The following is a 20,089-nucleotide window of genomic DNA, read 5'->3' on the forward strand; positions in this document are numbered from 1 at the left end:
CCCGGCCCGCTCCGGCCGGGCCCGCGGGTGGCCGGCGGCACCGGAGGGTTCAGGCGGAGGGCTCCGACGGAGGGCGTTCAGGCGGAGGGCGTTCGGGTGGAGCGCGTTCGGGCGGCCGGGCGGAGCCGGCGGAGGGTCCAGCCGCCGGGCGCCAGCGGAGCGGTGCGGGCGGTGAAGAGTTCGGCGGCGCGCCGGTAGGAGAGGCGGGCGCGGCCGGTGTGGGGGCAGCGGTCGGCGACCGGGGTGGCGGCGGGGGCGCGCCGGTCGGTGAGGAACAGCGGACCGGCGGCGCGGCCGGCGAGCAGCAGCGGCAGCAGGCGGGCGGTGCCGGCCTGCCAGCGCAGCGGCGGGGCCGGGGGCCGGGTGCGGCGGCCGGGGAGGTCGAGGCCGTCGACGTCGAGGGCGAGGACGGTCTCGACGGGGGCGCCGCTCTCGTGCAGCAGGCGCCAGAGGGCCTGCTCGCGGAGCGGCGCGCGGAGGGCGAAGAGCGCCTGGAGCTGTTCGGGGGTGAGCGGGTCCGGGGCGGTGGCGGGGACGGCGTGCGGGCGCAGGCCGACGGTGGGGTCGGTGCTGATCCAGCCCTGGGCGCGCCACCAGGCGACGGCGGCCCGCAGGGTGGACAGCTCGCGGTTGAGGGTGCGCGGATCGGTGCCGTCGGCGCGGCGGGTGGCGGCGGCCAGGAGGCGGGCGGCGGCGTCCGGGTGGTCGAGCAGGGCGAGCGGCAGGACGGGCGGGCGGGCGCGGCGCCGTTCGGGGCCGGTGGGTGCGGGGCGGTCGGCGAGGGCCCAGGCCCAGGTGCGCAGGGCGATCCGGTAGACGCGGAGCGACGCCGCGCCGAGCCCGGAGGCCGTCAGGTAGCGCTCGACGGCGACCGCGTACTCGACCGGGGGCAGGGGTGGCATCGGCTTCTTCCTTCCGCAGTAAACGGCGATGGACCCGGACTCGGGGATGGTACCCGTCGGCGCGGTAAACAGCTGGCAGGAGAGGTTTTTTGGGGTGTTTACTGCGGCAGTTGCACGGCCTCTCGGAATTGAGTCTAAACGGCTCAGGTTTTTCGTCGGAAGCCCTTGTCCGAGGCCTTCGTGCACGGGCAGACTTGCCGCCCGTGACAGGGGAAACGGAACGGGAACCGGCCCGCCGTCGACGGCTGGACAGCCGTCTGGCCGTGCTGGGGGAACGCGATTTCGGATGGTTCTTCGTCGGCTACGCGACCTCGCTGGTCGGCTCCTCGATGGCGCCGGTCGCGGTGGCCTTCGCGGTGCTCGACGGCGGGGGCGGCGGGACGGAGCTGGGCTGGGTGATGGCTGCCCGGATCCTCCCGATCGTGCTGGTGATGCTGCTCGGCGGGGTGGTCGCCGACCGGCTGGGCAGCCGCCGGGTGATGCTGGTGTCGGACGTGCTGCGCTGCGCGGTGCAGGGCGGGTTCGCGGCGGCGCTGGCGACCGGGCACGCGCCGGTCTGGGCGATGGCCGCACTGGTCGCCGTCTGGGGGATCGGCGAGGGGGTGTTCATGCCGGCGCTGGGCGCGCTGGTGCCCGCCCTGGTGCGCCGGAAGGAGCAGCTGCCGGACGCCAACACCCTGCTGGGGCTGGCCCGGTCGGTGTCGACGGTGGCCGGCCCGGCGCTCGCCGGGGTGATCACCGCGGGGTACGGGCCGGGGGCGGTGCTGCTGATCGACGCGCTGACGTACGGGGTCGGCGCGCTGGCACTGGCGCGGGTCAGGGTGGCCGTGCCGGCTGGGGCGGGCGCCGGCGGTGGCGACGACTCGGTGCTCGCCGATCTCCGGGAGGGCTGGGCGGAGTTCCGCTCCCGGCGGTGGCTCTGGATCACCACCGTGCAGATGGGGCTCTTCAACCTGCTGGTCTGGGCGCCGTTCCTGGTGCTGGGCCCGCTGACCGCGCAGCGCGAGCTGGGCGGGGCCCGGGCCTGGGGCCTGGTGATGGGCGTGTACGGGGTCGGCGCCGTGCTCGGCGGCCTGCTGATGCTCGGGCGCCGCCCGGGCCGGCCGCTCGCGGTTGCCACGGTGGCGACCTTCGGCTGGGCGCTGCCCTCGGCGGCGCTCGCGGCCGGTGCGCCGTTGGGCTGGACGGTCGCGGCGGCGCTGGCGGCCGGGGCCGGCTCGGCGGTCTGCGGCGCGCTCTTCGAGTCGACCATGCAGAGCTGGGTGCCGGCCGAGGTGCTGGCGCGGGTGACCGCGTTCGGCGGGCTGGGCGCCTTCGTGCTCGGGCCGCTCGGCCTGGCCGCGGCCGGTCCGGTGGCGGACCGGGTCGGGGTGTCGGCCGTGCTGCTGTTCGGCGCCGGGTGGCAGCTGCTGGCCGGGGTGGCGGTGCTGGCGGTGCGGGAGGTGCGCTGCCGGCGCTGGGAGGCGCCCGCGGAGCCGCTGCCCGGGGCGGAGCCCGCGGCGGCCGTCCGCTGAGGTCGGCGCCGGGGAGCGGGAGCGGGGACGGGGCAGGGGCGGGGACGGAGCAGGGGTGGGGCGGCGGACCGCGGCCGGACGGCTGCGGAGCGTACCCCCGCCCGGGCCGGGCGGGGACGGGGGGCAGGCCGGGCCGCGCGGTCGTACGGTGGAGGGAGTGCGGGGGCGAACGGAGGAGGTAGGCCATGCCCGGTTCTCTCACCATCGGCCACCACGAGGCGGCCGTCGTCCTGGAACACGCGGACGCCAAGCGGCTCGCCACGGTGCTGGAGGAGCTCGCGTACCTGCTGGAGATCCCGGGGCCGAACCGGATCAACGACGCGCAGGTCGGCGTCCTGTGCGAGGGCCGGGCGCCCGACCGGGCGGAGCTGTCGCACTGGTCGCGGGCGCTCGCCGCGGAGTTGAAGGGGCGGCTGTAACGGCGGACGCACCGGACCGCACGCCCGGCCCGCCGTACGATGGCGCGCGGGGCGGGTGGTCCGCGCGCGTCCTCCGGGCGACGGGGTGGCCGGCGGCCGGTCCGGCTGGGCGGGGCGGGGGTTCGGACGTGGTGGAGCGGTACGGGGCGGCGTCGATGTCGTGGCTGACCGTGGAGACGCCGTTGCCGAGCGGCCCGCTGCACGTGGCGGTGACGCCGCAGGGGGTCGCGGCGGTCGGGTACCTGGGCCGCTCCGGTGAACTGCCGAGGTGCACCGACGAGTCGAAGATCGCGGCGGTCACCGGCCGGGTCGGCGAGTACCTGGCGGGCCGGCGCCGGGAGCTGGGCCTGCCGATCGACTGGAGCCTGAGCACCGGTCCGCACCGGGTGGTGCTCCAGACGCTGTTCGGCGACGTGCCCTACGGGCGGACCATCACGTACGGCGAACTGGCGGCCCGCAGCGGTGTGTTCGGCGACGTCGAGGAGCCCGGGCTGGCGGCCCGGACGGTCGGGCAGATGATGGCCGCCAATCCGGTCGCGCTGCTGGTGCCCTGCCACCGGGTGGTGGCGGCGGACGGGATCGGCGGCTTCGGCGGCGGCCGGGTCGGGATCGACGTGAAGCGCTGGCTGCTCACCCTGGAGGGCGTGCTGGAGCCGACGCTGGACTGGAACGGGCCGCTCTGAGGAGGTGAGCGGCCCGGTCCGGGGCGGCGCCGGCGGGAGGTCAGTGCACCAACTGGGCCTCGGGGTGCCCGGCCAGGGCCGGCGGCGGGGCGAACGGCGACTGCCGCGGCAGCACCGGCTGGATGCCGGAGACCAGGGTGTACTCGATGCCCGCCGGATCCACGGTCCACTCGGTGTCCGGGCGTTCGCCCAGTGCCAGCTGCACCGCGTTCCAGGGCAGGTTGAGGCCGCACAGGCGCAGTTGGTGCAGGCCGCCGGAGGGCCGGGTGTTGACGTCGATGACCACGGGCTCGCCGTGCAGGTGGCGGAACTGCACGTTGGAGAGGAACGCCATCCCGGTCGCCTCGACCAGCCGGCGGGCGGGTTCGACGTACCGGGGGGCGGTGGTGAAGCTGCGGCGGCGCCGGTGCTTGCTGCGGCCCACGGCCGCGAGCAGGGTGCCGTCCAGGTCGGCGAGGCAGTCCACCGATATCTCGGGGCCGTCCAGGTACGGCATGACCAGCAGGTCGGCCGGCTCGTCGGGGGTCTCGCGTGCGGCGTCGGCCAGTGCGGCGGCCACCTGGTCGACCTGCACCCGGCTGTCCCAGCCGGCCAGCCGGTGCAGGCCGAACGGCTCGCGGGTGAGCAGCCGGAAGCCCTCGCCGCCGGCGCCGGAGGCGGGTTTGAGGCAGGCGGTGAGGCCGGCCGACTCGATCCGGTCGACGGCGGCCACCAGTTCCTCGGCGGTGCGGACCAGCCACCAGGGAGGGGTGGGGAGGCCGGCGGCGGTGATCGCCGCGTAGCCGTCGGCCTTGCTCTCGAAGGCCGCTATCGCGGCGGCGGGCGGGCAGGCGAGGGCGGTCCCGACCGCCTCGAACTCCTTGCGGTGCAGGGATATCGCGAGCTGGTGCAGGCGGGGGACGAAGACGTCGACGGAGTGGCGGGCGCAGTAGTCGAGGGCGAAGGCGACGTAGGCGTCCGGGGTGAGGTCGGCGGGTTCCAGGTCGGCGTGGTCGGCGGCGGCGAGGACCGGCGAGTCGGGGTCGAGGTGGGTGGCGTGGATCCGGACCGGGCGCGGGGCGGCGCGCAGCTGTTCGATGAAGAACACGTTCTCGGCGTACGTGCGGTTGAGCCAGACAGTGACGGGGGCGCTCATCAGGCCTCCCAGGGCAGGGGTGAACGAGGGGAGGGCATCCGGTGCGGCCGCGCTCGTCAACTGGCCCCGTGGCCCTTTGAAGTGGCACCTTAGCGGCCCCTTGCGCGGGCGTGAACGCGGGGTGGGTCCGGCGTGCGCGGGCCGGGGAGGCGAACCGGAGCATCCCGTTCCGCAGTGCGGTGGATCATTTGCTCGAATAAATATCGATCAGACATTCTAGTCGTCCTATTTTTTCGGCCATTCCGACCACTCGAAAGAGTGATTGCGGATGCCCTCCGAATGGGCCCACCATGAGGGATGCGAAGTGACACCTCATCGGGTACGGGTATGCGAAGGGCTCCCTAATGTCGACCGAAACCAACACCGGTATTCCTGCACCGGGCGGCGCACCGCGGGCCGGGGAGCAGCAGAGCCTGGCCACGGTGGCGGCGCGGAATCTCGCGACGACCACCAAGTCCGCACCGCAGATGCAGGGCATCAGCCCGCGCTGGCTGCTCAGGACGCTGCCGTGGGTCGAGGTCTCGGGCGGCACGTACCGGGTGAACCGGCGCCTCCGCCACACCGCCGGCCGCGGCCGGGTGGGCCTCGACCGGACGGGCAGCACCGTGCGGATCGTCCCGCCGACGCTGCGCGAGGTGCCGGTGCTGCGCGGTTTCGAGGACGACGCCGTTCTGGAGGAGCTGGCCGGGCGCTTCGTCCAACGCGAGTTCTCCGCCGGTGAGGTCCTGGTCGCGGCGGGTGCGCCGATCGACGAGGTGTTCATCATCGCGTACGGCAAGCTCAACCGGATCGGAACCGGCAAATACGGCGAGGAGGCGGTGGTCGGCACCCTGGCCGACGGCGACCACCTCGGCGACGAGGTGCTCCAGCAGGAGGACGGCACCTGGACGTACACGGTGCGGGCGGCGACCGCCGGCACCCTCCTCGCGCTGTCCTGGCCCGCCTTCCAGGAGCTCGCGGACCGCTCCGAGGCGCTCCAGCTGCAGGTCATGGAGTACCTGGCCGGCTTCCAGCAGCCGCAGAACAAGCACGGCGAGGCGGCCATCGGCCTCTCCGCCGGCCACCACGGCGAGTACGAGCTCCCCGGCGCCTTCGTGGACTACGAGCTCAAGCCGCGCGAGTACGAGCTGAGCGTCGCACAGACCGTGCTCAAGGTGCACACCCGGGTCGCCGACCTCTACAACCAGCCGATGAACCAGACCGAGCACCAGCTCCGGCTGACCGTCGAGGCCCTGCGCGAGCGCCAGGAGCACGAGCTGGTCAACAACCCGGAGTTCGGGCTGCTCAACAACGCCGACCACGGCCAGCGGATCCAGACCCACTCCGGCCCGCCCACCCCCGACGACATGGACGAGCTGCTGAGCCGCCGCCGCGGCACCAAGCTGTTCCTCGCCCACCCGAGGGCCATCGCCGCCTTCGGCCGCGAGTGCAACCGGCGCGGCCTCTACCCGGACACCGTCGAGGTCCAGGGCCGGCAGGTGTTCGGCTGGCGCGGCGTGCCGGTCTTCCCGTGCAACAAGATCCCGATCGTCGACGGGAACACCAGCTCGATCCTCGCGATGCGTACCGGCGAGGACAACCAGGGTGTCATCGGTCTGCACCAGACCGGAATTCCCGATGAATACGAGCCGGGCCTCTCGGTCCGATTCATGGGCATCAGCGAGAAGGCCATCATTTCCTATCTCGTGAGCGCCTACTACTCCGCCGCCATCCTGGTGCCGGACGCGGTCGGCGTCCTGGAGAACGTCGACCTCTCGCACCACCAGGGCTGACCGGGCCGGTCGGAATCAGCGCCGCCCGGCCGGGGCACCCGCACCCGGCCGGGCGGCGCCCACCGCTGCACCGGCCACCGCTGCACCGGCCACCGCGCGGCCTGCCCGCCGTACGGCGCCGCACCGGGCCGGCGCGCACACCGCGGGCCCGGCGCACCGCCGCGGGCCCGTCGCACCACCAAGGGGGAGGACTCATGGGAATGTTCACGCTGGAGCGCGACCATCGGGAGGGGCACGAGGCCGAGGACGTCCTCGCCCGCGCCCGCGGCCTGGTCGACCCGGTCCTGCGCGCCGCCGTCGACTCGCTGCCCGGCACCATGCGCCGGGTGGCCGGCTACCACTTCGGCTGGTGGGAGGCGGACGGCTCGCCGTCCGCCTCCCCCTCCGGGAAGGCCATCCGGCCGGCCCTGGTGCTGGCCGCCACCCAGGCCCTCGGCGGCGTCCCCGCCTCGGCCGCCGCGGCGGCGGCCGCCGTCGAGCTGGTGCACAACTTCACGCTGCTGCACGACGACATCATCGACCGGGACGAGACCAGGCGGCACCGCCCCACGGCCTGGCGGGTGTTCGGCACCACCGAGGCGATCCTCGCCGGCGACGCCATGCACTCGCTGGCACTGCGCCTGCTCGCCGAGGACGGCCACCCGGCCGCGACCGACGCCGTCCGCCGGCTGGCCGACTGCGTGGTGGAGCTCTGCGAGGGCCAGCAGATCGACTGCGCCTTCGAGCAGCGCAGTGACGTCTCACTGACCGAATGCCTGGCGATGGCCGAGGCCAAGACCGGTGCGCTGCTCGGCGCCGCCTGCGCGATGGGGGCGCGGTACGCGGGCGGCTCGGAGGCCGCCGCCCAGGCGATGGACGGCTTCGGCCGGGAGATCGGCCTGGCCTTCCAGCTGATCGACGACCTGATCGGCATCTGGGGCGACCCGTCCGTCACCGGCAAGCCGGTCGGCGCGGACCTGGTCGCCCGGAAGAAGTCGCTGCCGGTGGTGGCGGCGCTGGGCTCCGGGACTCCCGACGGCGCCCGGCTGGCCGAGCTGTACGGGCTGGAGCGGGCGCTGACCGCGGAGGAGCTGGCGAGCTGCGCGGCCGCCGTCGAGGGCGCCGGCGGCCGCGCGTGGGCGCAGGGCGAGTCCTGCGAGCGGATGGCCGCGGCGTTGGCGCAGCTGGCCGTCGCGGTGCCCGAGCCGTCGGCCGCCGACGAGTTGCTGGCCCTGGCGGAGCTGGTCACCCGCCGCAGCCGCTGAGGCCCGCGGGCGCGGCCGTGGAGGAGGGCCGTCCCCGCTCTCCTCCACGGTCGCGCCCGCGGTCGGACCCCCGCGGTCGGACCCCCGGTGCGGGCCCCGGGCCGGACCCCGGTGCGGGGCGGCGTGCCGCCGTCCGCTCCGGACGCTCGCGCCGCGAGCCGCTCAGGACAGGGTGGCCAGCAGCCGTTGCTCCTTGGCCGGCTCGATCCCGTGCACGATCCGCCCGCGCTTGCGGCCGTCGGCCCCGGTGTCGGTGGCCGGGCCGCGCTCCTGCAGCCAGGCCCAGGTGTCCCGGGCGGTCTCGGTGAACGGTCGGCAGCGCAGCCCGGCGGCCTCCGCCCGGGCGGTGTCGGCGAGCCAGGTCCCGGCCATGGCGGGCAGATCGGGGGCCCAGAGCGGGAGTTCGCTCCACGGCTGGACGCTGTCCGGCCCCTCCGCCAGCAGCGGCGCGTCCCCGACCCACACCAGCTCGGCGGGTGCGCCGGTGCCGTCCGGCCCCACCGCCCCGATGCAGCCCGTCAGGAACTCCTCGTAGGTCAGCCGCCCGGGCGGCGCCGTGGTGATGTAGCGGCCCGCCGTGCCGGCCGTCAGCAGGTCGACGCCGAACACCGCGAAGTCCCGGACGTCGATCACCTGCATCGTCCGCTTCGGGTCTCCCGGTGCCAGTACCCGCCCGCCCCGGGCCATCCGTTCCAGCCACCAGGGCAGCCGGCCGCCGATCTCGTGCGGACCGATCAGCAGTCCGCTGTTGAGGACCGTGGTGCGTTCGGGCCCGAACCCCTCCAGTACCGCGCGCTCGCAGCCGGCCTTGAGCGCGGCGCTGAACTCCTGGCCGGGAGGGGTGTCGGCCGGGCACGGGTGCAGGGCCGAGGTCTCGTCGATCACCCGGGCCGGCCAGTCGGCGAAGGCGTGGACGGAGGAGATCAGGGTGTAGTGGGCGGCGTGCTCGCGCAGCAGCCGGGCGGAGAGGGCGGTCTGGGCGGGCTGCTGGGCGGAGGTGTCGACGACGGCGTCCCAGTGCCGGCCCCCGGCCAGCCGCTCCAGGTCGTCGACCGAGTCGCGGTCGCCCCGGACGGCCTCGACACCGGGCAGGTCGGTGCCGGAACGGCCGCGGTTGAAGGTGGTGACCTCGTGGCCGCGTGCGAGCGCTTCGGAGGCGAACGCCCGCCCGAGGAAGGAGGAGCCGCCGAGCAAGAGGATCTTCATACCGGCAAGACTGTCCCGGGTCCCCCGGTCGGCACACGCCCGTTCGCGCTGGGCGGAGACCGGGGCGTACCGGGTCGCCCGCGGCCCCCGTACGGCCCGCCCCGTAGGGCCTCCCGCGCCACCCTCCGTACGGCCCGCGGCCGAGATGCTGATCGCCGGGGGGCCACATAGCATGCGCTCTGTACCGAAATGTCCTAATCAGTTCGCCATGCTCCGGCACCGGAGAACGGACAGGGGAGAGCGGCACCATGGTCAACCCGGCACTCGTGGACCCGGCCACCATCCGCGCGACCGCCGCCGAGGCATGGGTCCGCGGCTATCCGATCCTGCAGAACTACCGCACCATGTACGTGCAGGCGGTGGACGACGCGGACCCGAGGTACGTCGGCGGGTTCGGCGTCTTCCGTCACCACCCGCGCCCGTTCACCCCGGCCGACACCGACGTCGTCACGCCCAACAACGACACGCCCTACTCCTGGGCCTGGCTCGACCTACGCACCGAGCCGTGGGTGGTCTCCGTCCCCGCCGTGGACCGCTACTACGTCCTCCCGCTGCACGAACTCGACACCGTGTTCGCCGGGTTCATCGGCTCCCGGACCACCGGTCAGGAGGCCGGCGACTACCTGGTGGCCGGCCCCGGCTGGCAGGGCGAGATCCCCGCCGGGATCAAGGGCGTGATCCGCACCGCCACCCGGCTGATCGGAATCCTCGGCCGCACCTACCTCGCCGGGACGTCCGCCGAGGCCGTCGGGGAGGTGGAGCGGATCCAGCAGCAGTACCGGCTCCGCCCGCTGCACGAGTACGCCGGCACGGCCGCGCCCGTGCCCGCCCCGCACCCGGTCTGGCCGGTTTGGCGCGAGGAAGTGCTGGACACCATCGAGTACTTCGGCTTCCTGGACTTCCTGCTCGGCTTCTTCCCCGCGCCACCCGCCGAGGCGGACCTGCGCGGCCGGCTGGCCGACCTCGGCATCGACGGCCGGGGCGAGTTCGAACCGGCGGCCCTGCCGATCGGGGTCCGGGCCGAGATCGAGCGCGGAATCGCCGACGGCAAGGCCGAACTGGCCCGCGCCGCCGAGCGGACCGCCACCTCCACCGGACTGTTCGGCACCCGGGAGCAGATCGGCACCGCCTACCTGGAGCAGGCCCTCGGCGCGCTGAAGGGCCTGTACGGGCTGCCCGCCGAGGAGGCCTGGTACAGCGGCTGGCCCGCCGACAGCGAGGGCAACCGGCCGCCCGACGCCAGCGACCGCGACTACGTCCTGCGCTTCGAACCCGGACGGCTGCCGCCCGCGCGGTTCTTCTGGTCCGCCACCGTCTACGGGCTCCCGGACCGCTTGCTGGTCGACAACACCCTGGACCGCTACTCGATCGGCGACCGCACCCCCGGCCTGGTCACCGACCCGGACGGCGGCCTCACCCTCTACGTCCAGCACAAGCGGCCGGCCGACGCCCAGCACTCCGCGAACTGGCTGCCCGCGCCGGACGGTCCGTTCACCGTGGTCATCCGCCTCTACGGCCCGGACGACTCCGTGTTCGACGGCCGCTGGACGCCGCCCCCGCTCACACCGCGGTGACGCCCGCCCGCCGCCGTCCCGTCCGCCGCCGTCCCGCCCGTCCCGCCCGTCCCGACCGTCCGACGCCGACGCCCTGACGCCCCGACGCCCCGACCTGCCGGGCCACAGCCCCGGGCCCCGAGGAGACACCCCCCATGACCCAGCCAGAGTTGGAGGCCCTGGCCGCCGACGCCTACGTCTACGGCTACCCGCTCGTCGCCGGCCTCACCATGGTCGAGCGGTTCGTCCAGGGCGGCACGGGCGTCCTGCCGGCGACCCCGTACAACCGCTTCGGCCACGCCACCCGGCTGGCCGGTCCGGACGACGACTTCGTCTCCGTCAACAACGACACCGTCTACTCGGTCGCCCAGCTCGACCTTTCCGAGGGCCCGCAGGTCCTGCGCGTCCCGGACACCGCCGGGGCGTACTTCGTGCTGCAGTTCGTCGACGCGTGGACCGACAACTTCGCCTACGTCGGCCGCCGCGCCACCGGCACCGCGGCCCAGACCTGGCTGGTCGTCCCGCCCGACTGGCACGGCACGCCGACCGACCCGGACCGGGTGATCGTCGCGCCGACCACGGTGGCCACCGTCGTCGGCAGGTTCGCCTGCACCGGCCCGGACGACCTCCCCCGGGTCCGGGCCCTCCAGGACGGGCTCACGCTCGAACCGCTGGAGCCGGGCGGCCTCTCCGCCGGGCTGCCCGAGCCGGACCCGGAGGTGCCCGAGCGGCTGGCCTTCTTCGAACGGCTCCGGGTCTGGGCGGCCGCCTTCCCGCCCGCCGGGGCCGACCGCGTCTACCAGCAGCGGTTCGCGCCGCTCGGCCTGCTCGACCAGGGCCTCTCGCCGTACCGGGCCGCCGCCCCCGACTGGACGCTCGCCCTGGCCAAGGGCCTGGCCGCCGGCCGGGAACGGGTCGAGGACGCGACCCGCCCGCCCGAGGACCACCCGGCCGGGGAGTGGCGTGCGGCCCTGCACCTGTTCGACTACAACGTCGACTTCCTCGGCCCGGGCACCCTGGACGACCCCGAGTGGCGCATCCCCGACCGCCGTGCCGCCTACCTCAGCCGCGCCGCCGCCGCCCGGGCCGGCCTCTGGGGCAACCACGCCTACGAGTCGCTGTACGCGATGACGTACGACGACGCCGACGGCCGCCCGCTCACCGGCGCCCACGACTACACGCTGCGGTTCGACCAGCCGCCGCCCGCCGACGCCTTCTGGTCCGTCACCATGTACGGCCTGCCCGAGTACCACCTGGTCGCCAACCCGGCCGACCGCTACTCGGTCGGCGACCGCACCCCGGGCCTGGTGCACGGCCCGGACGGCTCGCTGACCCTCCACCTCCGGCACGACCGGCCCGCCGACCCGGACGAGGCGGCGAACTGGCTGCCCACGCCCGAGGGCGGGTTCCGGCCGGTGATCCGGCTCTACCAGCCGCAGCAGGCCGCGCTGGACGGCACCTACCGGGTGCCGGCGATCCGCCGGCGGTAGGGCCCGGGGCAGCGGGGACGAGGGAGGCGGGGATGGGCGACGCCGTCGGTCAGATGCTGGCCTCCGCCGTGGGCATCGCGATCAGCCCGATGCCGCTGATCGCGGTGATCCTGATGCTGGCCACGCCCAGGGGCCGGAGCAACGGGACGGCGTTCGCCGTCGGCTGGGTGGTGACGCTGTCGGCGGTGGTCACCGTGGTGGTGCTGGCCGGGTCGGGGCTCTCCGCCGACTCGGAGAAGCCGTCCTGGGCCTGGTGGCTCAAGCTGGCGCTGGGCGTGCTGTTCCTGCTGCTGGCGCTCGGGCAGTGGCGGGACCGGCCGCGCGAGGGCCATGTGCACGGGCCGCCGGCCTGGATGCAGGCGGTGGACCGGTTCACCCCCGGCAAGGCGGCCGGCCTCGCCGTGGTGCTGGTGGCGGCCAACCCGAAGAACCTGGTGCTGGCCGTCGGCGGCGGCGTCTCGATCGCGACCAGCACCGCCTCGGGCGCGGGCAAGGCGGTGGCCGCCGCGCTGATGGTGCTGATCGGCTCGCTCTGCACGCTGGTGCCGCTGGGGGTGTACCTGTTCGGCGGGGAGCGGGCGGCCCGGGTGCTGGGGGAGTGGAGGGCGTGGATGGCCGCCCACAACGCGGCGGTCATGATGGTGGTCCTGCTCGTCCTCGGCGCCAAGTACGTGGGTGACGCGGTCTCGGGCCTCACCTCCTGACGCCGTGGCGCCACCGCGCGCCATCGCCCGCCCGTGACGGCGGGCCTCCGTGACGGCGGGCCCCGTGCCGCCGTCACCCCGGGAGCCCGGGCCGCCCCGCGGGTTCAGCGCGGCGAGGGGCTTCCGGACGCCGTGTCCGCGGGAGCCGCCGGGCCGGACGGCGCGGACGAGGCGGGGGCGGACGGCGACCCCGCGCCCGTCGGCGTCGCGCCGGCGGTTCCGGTCGGTGCGGCGGTCGGTGTGGCGGTCGGTGCGGCCGTGGCCGGCCCGGTCGCCGTGGGTGCCGGGCTCCCGGGCCCGCCCGACGGCGTACCGGTGGGCGTACCGGACGCCGTAGCGGTGGGCGTTCCGGAGGGCGACGGCCCGCCGCCGGGGCCCGGGTCCGTGCCCGGCCCGGCCGTCGGGTCCGTGCCGCCGGGTTCGGCGGGCGCCGGGGTGGTGCCGCCGCGGTGCTGCGGCCCGCCCTCCAGGGTGACGACGGCCTGCGAGGGCGGCAGCGCGATCCGGGCGGTCCAGCGGGTGCTCGGCGCGAGGCTCTCGTCGACGCTGACGATCACCGTGATGCGCTGCCCCGGCGCGAGCGTCCCGGCGTCGCGGCTGAGCCGGAGCCAGGCGGCGTCGACGTCGGCGTGCCAGCGGATCTCGGTGCTGCCGGCGTTGGTCAGGGTGAGCACCGTCCGGTTGCCGTACTCGCCCGCGTCGACCGTGAGCAGACCGGTCGGTGCCGGTGCCGCCGTCGAGCCGGGTCTGCCGTCCGGTCCGGGGCCGCGGTCCGGGGCGGGTCCGGCGGCCGTGGCGGGGCCGACGGCGGGAGCCGGGGCGGCGACCAGCGTCGGGCTGCCGAGCGGGGTCGCGCCGTGGCCCGGTACCGGAATCAGTGGGCCCTGGATCCCGGGCAGCAACGTTTCTGCACTCAGCGGGCCGGCGCCCGCCAGCTCCATCCCGGCCACCGCCGGAGCCGCCAGGACGGCCGCCCCGGCCGTTCCCGGCTCGCCCGCCGCTCCGCCGACCCCCGCCGCTCCGCCCGGCCGCCCCGCCGACGGGTCGCCCGGCCGGCGCGCGTCCGTCCGGCCGTCCTCCTCGACCCGGACCGAGGAGACCGCCGCCGCCGCTCCGGCTCCGTCACCGCCGCGGTGCCCGGCCCAGAGCGCGACCACCGGAGCGGCCAGCACGGCGGCCAGCACCCCCGTGGTCACCACCCGTCGGCGCACCGTCGGCCCCCGGCCGGTGTCCGGCGCGCGGTGGCGCGGGAACCCACCCTGGTCGAACCGGAGCCCCGGCTCGGTCACCGGTGCCGGGCCGCCCGCCCGCCGCCCGGCCGGTGCCCGGACCGCGCGCGGCAGGAAGGCCACGGGCCCAGCCGGGGCGCCCGCCGGCGCGGGCGCGGTGAGCACCGGGAGCCCCGACAGCCCGGCGGCGCCCTCCGGCGCCTCGACCGCCACCCGCTCCGCCGTCCCCCGGCAGGTCGGACAGTCCACCACGTGCCGCACCAGCTCCCGGCGCAGCGCCGGGCCGAGCACCCAGTCCCGCCAGCTCTCCGCCCCGGCCCCGCCGAGCCGGTCCAGTTCGGGGCAGCTGCCCACGCCGAGCACCAGCAGGGCCGCCCTGGTCCGGTCGACCTCGGCCCGGGCCGAGGCGAGCAGCGCCCGGACGGTGTCGAAGGGCAGGCCGAGCACGACCGCGACCTCGATGGGGCTCAGCCGGTGGCGCACCGACAGCTCCAGGGCCTCGCGCTGCTCGGGGTCGGTGCCGGCCGCCTCGGGCCAGGCCAGCGAGGCCAGCTCGCGGCGCCGCCGCCCCGCCTCCTCGTCCTCGGCCGCCGAACCCCGGGGTCCCGAAGCCTGTGGTCCCGGACCCTGTGGTCCCGGACCCTGTGGTCCCGAAGCCTGTGGTCCCGGACCCTGTGGGCCCGAACCCCGCGGGCCCGGACCGCCGCCCGCGGGGCCGCCCGCCGCGTCGGCCGCCGCCCGGCCCCCGGCCGGCCCGGGTGCCGCCGGCCCGTCCGCCAGCCGCCGCAGGCAGCAGTACCGCGCCAGCGAGTACAGCCAGGCGCGGACCAGGCCGGGCTCGGCGAGCCGCGCTCCGTGCCGCACCGCCAGCTCGCGCACCTCGCGCAGGGCGGCACCGGCCGCCTCGTGCTCGCACAGCACCGAGAGGCAGTAGGTGAAGAGGCCGTCCACCTGCCGGTCGTACGCCGCGAGGACGGTGTCCCGCGGCCGTTCCGTACTCGTTGTCACCCGTCCGACGGTAGAGAGGCCGCCCGTTCTGCCCGGGCCATTTCGCCCGGTTGTACTTCTTTCGGGTAACAACATCGCCCATTCGTGGACCGGCGGCCCCGCCAGGTTCGAACCCGGCCGCCGCCCTCCGCCGCGCCACCGCCACCCGCCACCCGCCACCCGCCGTCCTGCGCCGCCCCGCCGACCGCGCGCCCACCCACCACCCCGCCCGCCCCGCCGACCGCGCCCCGCGTTGTCGTACCCAGGCGCTACGGTGACCGCATGGCTGCCCGTACCAAGACCACCGCCAAGCCGCGCCCGGCGTACCGCTGCACCGAGTGCGGCAACCAGCTGCCCAAGTGGGTGGGCCGCTGCCCGGAGTGCAACGCCTGGGGCACGGTCGAGGAGTACGGTGCGGTGCCGATCCGGACGACGGCCGCCGGGCCGGTCAGCGCGCCCGCCCGCCCGATCGGCCAGGTGGACGGCCAGGTGGCGACGGCCCGCTCCACCGGCGTGTCCGAGCTGGACCGGGTGCTCGGCGGCGGCCTGGTCCCCGGCGCCGTGGTGCTGCTGGCCGGCGAGCCCGGTGTCGGCAAGTCCACCCTGCTGCTGGACGTCGCCGCCAAGGCGGCCTCCGCGCAGCACCGCACGCTCTACGTCACCGGCGAGGAGTCGGCCGGCCAGGTCCGGCTCCGTGCCGACCGGATCAACGCGCTCTCCGAGCACCTCTACCTGGCCGCCGAGTCCGACCTCGGCGCCGTCCTCGGGCACATCGAGGCGGTCAACCCCGGTCTGCTGATCCTGGACTCGGTGCAGACCATCGCCTCCGCCGAGCTGGACGGCGCGCCCGGCGGGCCGGCCCAGGTGCGCGAGGTGGCCGGCGCGCTGATCCGGGCCTCCAAGGACCGCGGGATGTCCACCCTGCTGGTCGGCCACGTCACCAAGGACGGGCAGATCGCCGGCCCCCGCCTGCTGGAGCACCTGGTGGACGTGGTGCTGAGTTTCGAGGGGGACCGGCACGCCCGCCTGCGGATCATCCGCGGGATCAAGAACCGGTACGGCGCCACCGACGAGGTCGGCTGCTTCGAGCTGCACGACGAGGGGATCGAGGGCCTGGCCGACCCGTCCGGCCTCTTCCTGACCAGGCGTGACAAGCCCGTTCCGGGGACGTGCCTGACCGTCACCCTGGAGGGCAAGCGCCCGCTGGTCGCCGAGGTGCAGGCGCTGATGGTGGACTCGCAGATCCCCTCGCCGCGCCGGACGACCTCCGGGCTGGAGTCGCCCCGGATCGCGATGATCCTGGCCGTGGTGGAGCGGCACGGCGGGGTCAAGCTCGGCAAGCAGGACATCTACACCGCCACCGTGGGCGGGGTGAAGCTCTCCGAGCCCTCGGCCGACCTCGCGATCGCCCTCGCGGTGGCCAGCTCCTCCTCCGACACCCCGCTGCCCAGCAACCTGGTGGCGATCGGCGAGGTCGGTCTGGCCGGCGAGGTCCGGCGGGTGACGGGCGTGCAGCGCCGGCTGGCCGAGGCACACCGCCTGGGCTTCACCCACGCCCTGGTCCCGCCGGACCCGGGCAAGGTCCCGCCGGGCATGAAGGTCGTCGAGGTGGCGGACATCGGCGAGGCGCTGCGGGCCCTCCCGGGCCGCCGCCGGGCCGCCGCCAAGCCGAAGGGTGAGGCTCCGTCGGCGCCGCCGGCCCCCCGCGCGGCCCGGGTGACGGCCTACCCGGAGGAGGTCATGGAGGGGTGGGAACCGCTCGACTCCGACGAACTGCACTGACCCAAGCCCTGTCGTTGCCGCACGCAGTTAGACTTTCCCCTGTCTCATTGGTGACAAGGCAGTACTAAGCGACAGAGCAACAGACCGCAGGGCCGGCGCACCGCGCGAGGCGCGCGGTACGGGGCGACCGGAGGAGTCACGTGGCAGCCAGCGACCGGGCGGACAAGTCCTCCCGCGAGGAGGCCCTGCTGCGGGCCTCCCTGACCGCGATCGCCCCCGGCACCGCGCTGCGCGACGGCCTGGAACGGGTGCTGCGGGCCAACACCGGTGGCCTGATCGTGCTCGGCTTCGACAAGACCGTCGAGCCGATCTGTACCGGCGGCTTCGTGCTGGACGTCGAGTTCACCGCGACCCGGCTGCGCGAGCTGTGCAAGCTCGACGGCGCGGTGGTGCTGGACAAGGACATCACCAAGATCGTCCGGGCCGGCGTGCACCTGATGCCGGACTCCACCATCCCGACCGACGAGACCGGGACCAGGCACCGCACCGCGGAGCGGGTCAACCGGCAGACCGGCTTCCCGGTGGTCGCGGTCTCGCACTCGATGCGGCTGATCGCCATGTACGTCAACGGCACCCGTCGGGTGCTGGAGGACTCGACCACCGTCCTCTCCCGCGCCAACCAGGCGCTCGCCACCCTGGAGCGCTACAAGCTGCGCCTGGACGAGGTGGCCGGCACGCTCTCCGCGCTGGAGATCGAGGACCTGGTGACGGTCCGGGACGTCACCGCCGTCGCCCAGCGGCTGGAGATGGTCCGGCTGATCGCCACCGAGATCGCGGGCTACGTCCTGGAGCTCGGCATCGACGGCCGCCTCCTCTCGCTCCAGCTGGACGAGCTGATCGCGGGCGTGGAGCCGGAGCGCGAGCTGGTCGCCCGGGACTACTTCCCGGAGCGCGCCGCCAAGAAGGGCCGGACGGTCACCGAGGTGCTGGCCGACCTGGAGGCGCTGACCCACGCCGAGCTGCTGGACCTGCAGACGGTCGCCAAGGCGCTCGGCTACTCGGGCACCCCGGAGTCGCTGGACTCGGCGGTCTCGCCGCGCGGCTACCGGCTGCTGGCCAAGATCCCGCGGCTGCCCAACACGGTGATAGAGCGGCTGGTGGAGCACTTCGGCGGGCTGCAGAAGCTGCTGGCCGCCAGCATCGACGATCTGCAGACGGTCGAGGGCGTCGGCGAGACGAGGGCCCGCTCGGTCCGCGAGGGCCTGTCCCGGCTTGCCGAATCGTCCATCCTGGAGCGCTACGTCTGACCGGTCCGGTCGCACCGGAGCCCCGGCCGCGCGCGGCCGGGGCTCCTTCGTGTCGTCGTCGGGGCGGGTGGGCGCCGGTCAGCTCTCCAGGCGGATGGAGGAGCGGGCCGAGGCCTGGCCGCCGGAGAGACCGGTGAGCTCGGCGACCACCAGGTAGTTGCCGGCCGGCGCGGGTGCCGGGTCGGCGGTGGCGCACTGCGGCTTGCTGCGGCCGCGGTCCCAGGTGAAGGTCTCGGTCAGGCCGTTGCCGGCCGGGAGCTGGACCCAGTTGCCGCCCCGGTCGGTGGGGCAGTCGCCGGAGGACCAGATGCGCTCGCCGTTGCTGGCGGTGACGGTGATCGCCGAGGCCGTCCGGCCGACGTCGATCCGGCAGTTGGTGCCCGAGGAGTTGTTGATGGTGAGCGTCAGCCGCGGCTTGTCCTTGGGCTGGTAGGCGTTCTGGGCGCTGGCCAGGCCGAGCGTCACCTGCGAGGTGGCACAGACCGGCAGCGCCATCACCTCGGGCGTGTTCACCACCGGGGTGCCGCCGTTGCCGCCGTTGCCGCCGCTGCCACCGCCCGTGCCGCCCGCTGCTCCGCCGCCGGTGCCGCCGCCGGTCGTTCCGCCGCTGCCGCCGGCTCCTCCGGCCGCGCCGCCGCCCGCCGCGCCGCCCGCGGCCGTGCCGCCGGTGGCGGGTGCCGGGGTGGTGCCGCCGTTGGTGCCGCCGGTGCTGAGGCTGACGTCGCCGCCGCCTCCGCCGCCCACTGCTCCGCCGCCGGTCGCGCCGCCCGTGGCGGTGCCGCCGCTCCCGCCGCTGCCGGGGCGCGAGTTGTTCGCCGGGCCGCTCGGTGAGGCGCCCGGCGTGATCGCCTGGGCGGGGCTCTGGGACTGGGTCGGCACGGCCTGCGCGGCCTTGTCCGCCGGGCCGTCGTCACCACCGCCCTGATCGGTCATCAGCCAGAGCACGAGGGCGGCGACCGCGACGACGGCGACGAGCACGACGACGCGCCGACGCCAGTAGATCGAAGCCGGCAGCGGTCCTACGGGTTGACGCAGAGAGGGCACGCCCAAACTCTACGAGACAGTGTGTGCCCCCTGACGCACCAACACCGCACAGTCACCCCTTCCTTCACATGATCCGCCATTTGCGCCGTTCGGGGGAGGCTGAATGGGGGGTTTTGCGGCCCGATCCGGAATCCCGTGATCCGCTTCGGCTGCCGTCCCGGGCGTGGGAGGATCGAAGGGCCATGGCTGCCAACACCGTCACCCCCGCCGTCCCCGTCCGCGTCCTCACCCCCGCGACCGCCCCCGCCTCCGCGGACCCGGCCGCCGCCGGAGCGCCGAAGCTCGGCCTGCCGCTGCCCGTGCTGCACACGACCGTCCTCGACTGGTACGAGGCCAACGCCCGCGACCTCCCCTGGCGGACCCCGGACGCCTCGCCCTGGGCGGTGATGGTCAGCGAGTTCATGCTCCAGCAGACCCCGGTGAAGCGCGTGCTGCCCGTCTGGGAGACCTGGCTGGAGCGCTGGCCGACCCCGGCGGACCTGGCCGCCGAGGCACCCGGCGAGGCCGTCCGGCTCTGGGGCCGGCTCGGCTACCCGCGCCGCGCCCTGCGCCTGCACGCGGCCGCGGTGGCGATCACCGCGGAGCACGGCGGTGAGGTCCCGGACGACCACGCGACCCTGCTCTCGCTGCCCGGCGTCGGCGAGTACACGGCGGCGGCGGTGGCCTCGTTCGCCTTCCGCCAGCGGCACGTGGTGCTGGACACCAACGTCCGCCGGGTGTTCGCCCGCGCGGTGACCGGCGTGGAGTACCCGGCGCAGGCCACCACCGCGGCCGAGCGGCGGACCGCGACCGCCCTGCTGCCCGAGGCCGCCGGCACGGCCGCGACCTGGGCGGTCGGCGTGATGGAGCTGGGCGCGCTGGTCTGCACCGCCCGCAGCCCGGAGTGCGGCGACTGCCCGCTGTTCACCGCCTGCGCCTGGCAGCGGGCCGGCCGCCCGCCGTACGAGGGCCCGGCCCGGCGCGGCCAGTCGTACGAGGGGACCGACCGGCAGGTGCGCGGCAAGCTGCTCGCGGTGCTGCGGGACGCGCACGACACGGTGCCGCAGGCCCGGCTGGACGCCGTCTGGCCGGACGCGGTGCAGCGGGCCCGCGCCCTGGACGGGCTGGTCGCCGACGGACTGGTCGAGCCGGTCGAGCAGGGCGTCTACCGGCTGCCCCGATAGCCCGCCGGCAGGCAC

General features: G+C 75.6%; 16 protein-coding genes. 11 read left to right on the plus strand and 5 right to left on the minus strand.

Features of this window, described 5'->3' with window-relative positions:
• Window positions 1-77: 77 nt before the first annotated feature.
• Window positions 78-902 (minus strand): hypothetical protein, encoded by an 825-nt coding sequence (locus AC067J_RS04760; protein ID WP_478296533.1) that lies wholly within the window; start codon window positions 900-902, stop codon window positions 78-80.
• Window positions 903-1,105: 203 nt separating this feature from the next.
• Here AC067J_RS04760 and AC067J_RS04765 point away from each other — a divergent pair, with 203 nt between their 5' ends.
• The 3 genes from AC067J_RS04765 to AC067J_RS04775 all read left to right on the plus strand — a co-directional run bounded on the left by AC067J_RS04765 (window position 1,106) and on the right by AC067J_RS04775 (window position 3,518).
• On the plus strand, window positions 1,106-2,416 hold the full coding sequence (locus AC067J_RS04765; RefSeq protein WP_478296534.1) for an MFS transporter: 1,311 nt from the start codon (window positions 1,106-1,108) through the stop codon (window positions 2,414-2,416).
• A gap of 185 nt (window positions 2,417-2,601) precedes the next feature.
• Complete coding sequence (locus AC067J_RS04770) at window positions 2,602-2,835, plus strand: hypothetical protein (RefSeq protein ID WP_327678269.1); 234 nt, start codon at window positions 2,602-2,604, stop codon at window positions 2,833-2,835.
• Between the two features lie 155 nt (window positions 2,836-2,990).
• Window positions 2,991-3,518, plus strand: a complete 528-nt coding sequence (locus tag AC067J_RS04775; protein WP_478296535.1) for a methylated-DNA--[protein]-cysteine S-methyltransferase — start codon at window positions 2,991-2,993, stop codon at window positions 3,516-3,518.
• A gap of 40 nt (window positions 3,519-3,558) precedes the next feature.
• Here the strand turns inward: AC067J_RS04775 and AC067J_RS04780 are convergent, their stop codons facing one another.
• Complete coding sequence (locus AC067J_RS04780) at window positions 3,559-4,653, minus strand: ATP-grasp domain-containing protein (RefSeq protein ID WP_478296536.1); 1,095 nt, start codon at window positions 4,651-4,653, stop codon at window positions 3,559-3,561.
• Window positions 4,654-4,997: 344 nt separating this feature from the next.
• Between AC067J_RS04780 and AC067J_RS04785 the strand changes: the two genes are divergently transcribed.
• Together AC067J_RS04785 and AC067J_RS04790 are read left to right on the plus strand one after the other, a co-directional pair.
• Window positions 4,998-6,425: a family 2B encapsulin nanocompartment shell protein gene (locus AC067J_RS04785; protein ID WP_478296537.1), complete on the plus strand. Its 1,428-nt coding sequence runs from the start codon at window positions 4,998-5,000 to the stop codon at window positions 6,423-6,425.
• 194 nt (window positions 6,426-6,619) lie between these two features.
• On the plus strand, window positions 6,620-7,669 hold the full coding sequence (locus tag AC067J_RS04790; RefSeq protein ID WP_478296538.1) for a family 2 encapsulin nanocompartment cargo protein polyprenyl transferase: 1,050 nt from the start codon (window positions 6,620-6,622) through the stop codon (window positions 7,667-7,669).
• A gap of 162 nt (window positions 7,670-7,831) precedes the next feature.
• Here the strand turns inward: AC067J_RS04790 and AC067J_RS04795 are convergent, their stop codons facing one another.
• On the minus strand, window positions 7,832-8,875 hold the full coding sequence (locus tag AC067J_RS04795; RefSeq protein ID WP_478296539.1) for an NAD-dependent epimerase/dehydratase family protein: 1,044 nt from the start codon (window positions 8,873-8,875) through the stop codon (window positions 7,832-7,834).
• Window positions 8,876-9,123: 248 nt separating this feature from the next.
• Here AC067J_RS04795 and AC067J_RS04800 point away from each other — a divergent pair, with 248 nt between their 5' ends.
• From AC067J_RS04800 to AC067J_RS04810, 3 genes are all read left to right on the plus strand, one after another.
• The gene (locus AC067J_RS04800) at window positions 9,124-10,449 is read left to right on the plus strand and encodes a DUF1254 domain-containing protein (protein ID WP_478296540.1); all 1,326 of its coding nucleotides are present in this window, start codon (window positions 9,124-9,126) and stop codon (window positions 10,447-10,449) included.
• A 134-nt stretch (window positions 10,450-10,583) separates the two neighbouring features.
• Window positions 10,584-11,918 (plus strand): DUF1254 domain-containing protein, encoded by a 1,335-nt coding sequence (locus tag AC067J_RS04805; protein ID WP_478296541.1) that lies wholly within the window; start codon window positions 10,584-10,586, stop codon window positions 11,916-11,918.
• A gap of 32 nt (window positions 11,919-11,950) precedes the next feature.
• Window positions 11,951-12,622 (plus strand): GAP family protein, encoded by a 672-nt coding sequence (locus AC067J_RS04810; protein WP_478296542.1) that lies wholly within the window; start codon window positions 11,951-11,953, stop codon window positions 12,620-12,622.
• A gap of 104 nt (window positions 12,623-12,726) precedes the next feature.
• Here the strand turns inward: AC067J_RS04810 and AC067J_RS04815 are convergent, their stop codons facing one another.
• Entirely contained in the window at window positions 12,727-14,859 is a 2,133-nt protein-coding gene (locus AC067J_RS04815; RefSeq protein WP_478296543.1) for a BACON domain-containing protein, read from the minus strand.
• Window positions 14,860-15,120: 261 nt separating this feature from the next.
• Between AC067J_RS04815 and radA the strand changes: the two genes are divergently transcribed.
• Together radA and disA are read left to right on the plus strand one after the other, a co-directional pair.
• The gene (gene radA, locus AC067J_RS04820) at window positions 15,121-16,620 is read left to right on the plus strand and encodes a DNA repair protein RadA (RefSeq protein ID WP_478296544.1); all 1,500 of its coding nucleotides are present in this window, start codon (window positions 15,121-15,123) and stop codon (window positions 16,618-16,620) included.
• A 140-nt stretch (window positions 16,621-16,760) separates the two neighbouring features.
• Window positions 16,761-17,867, plus strand: coding sequence for a DNA integrity scanning diadenylate cyclase DisA (gene disA, locus AC067J_RS04825; protein ID WP_051769323.1), 1,107 nt, complete (start codon window positions 16,761-16,763; stop codon window positions 17,865-17,867).
• Window positions 17,868-17,945: 78 nt separating this feature from the next.
• Here disA and AC067J_RS04830 read toward each other — a convergent pair whose 3' ends face one another.
• Complete coding sequence (locus AC067J_RS04830; protein ID WP_478296545.1) at window positions 17,946-18,911, minus strand: hypothetical protein; 966 nt, start codon at window positions 18,909-18,911, stop codon at window positions 17,946-17,948.
• A 182-nt stretch (window positions 18,912-19,093) separates the two neighbouring features.
• On the opposite strand from AC067J_RS04830, the gene AC067J_RS04835 reads away from it, so the two are divergent.
• Complete coding sequence (locus AC067J_RS04835) at window positions 19,094-20,074, plus strand: HhH-GPD family protein (protein WP_478296546.1); 981 nt, start codon at window positions 19,094-19,096, stop codon at window positions 20,072-20,074.
• Window positions 20,075-20,089: the final 15 nt, after the last annotated feature.

The organism is Kitasatospora sp. NPDC042419 (genome assembly GCF_056437345.1).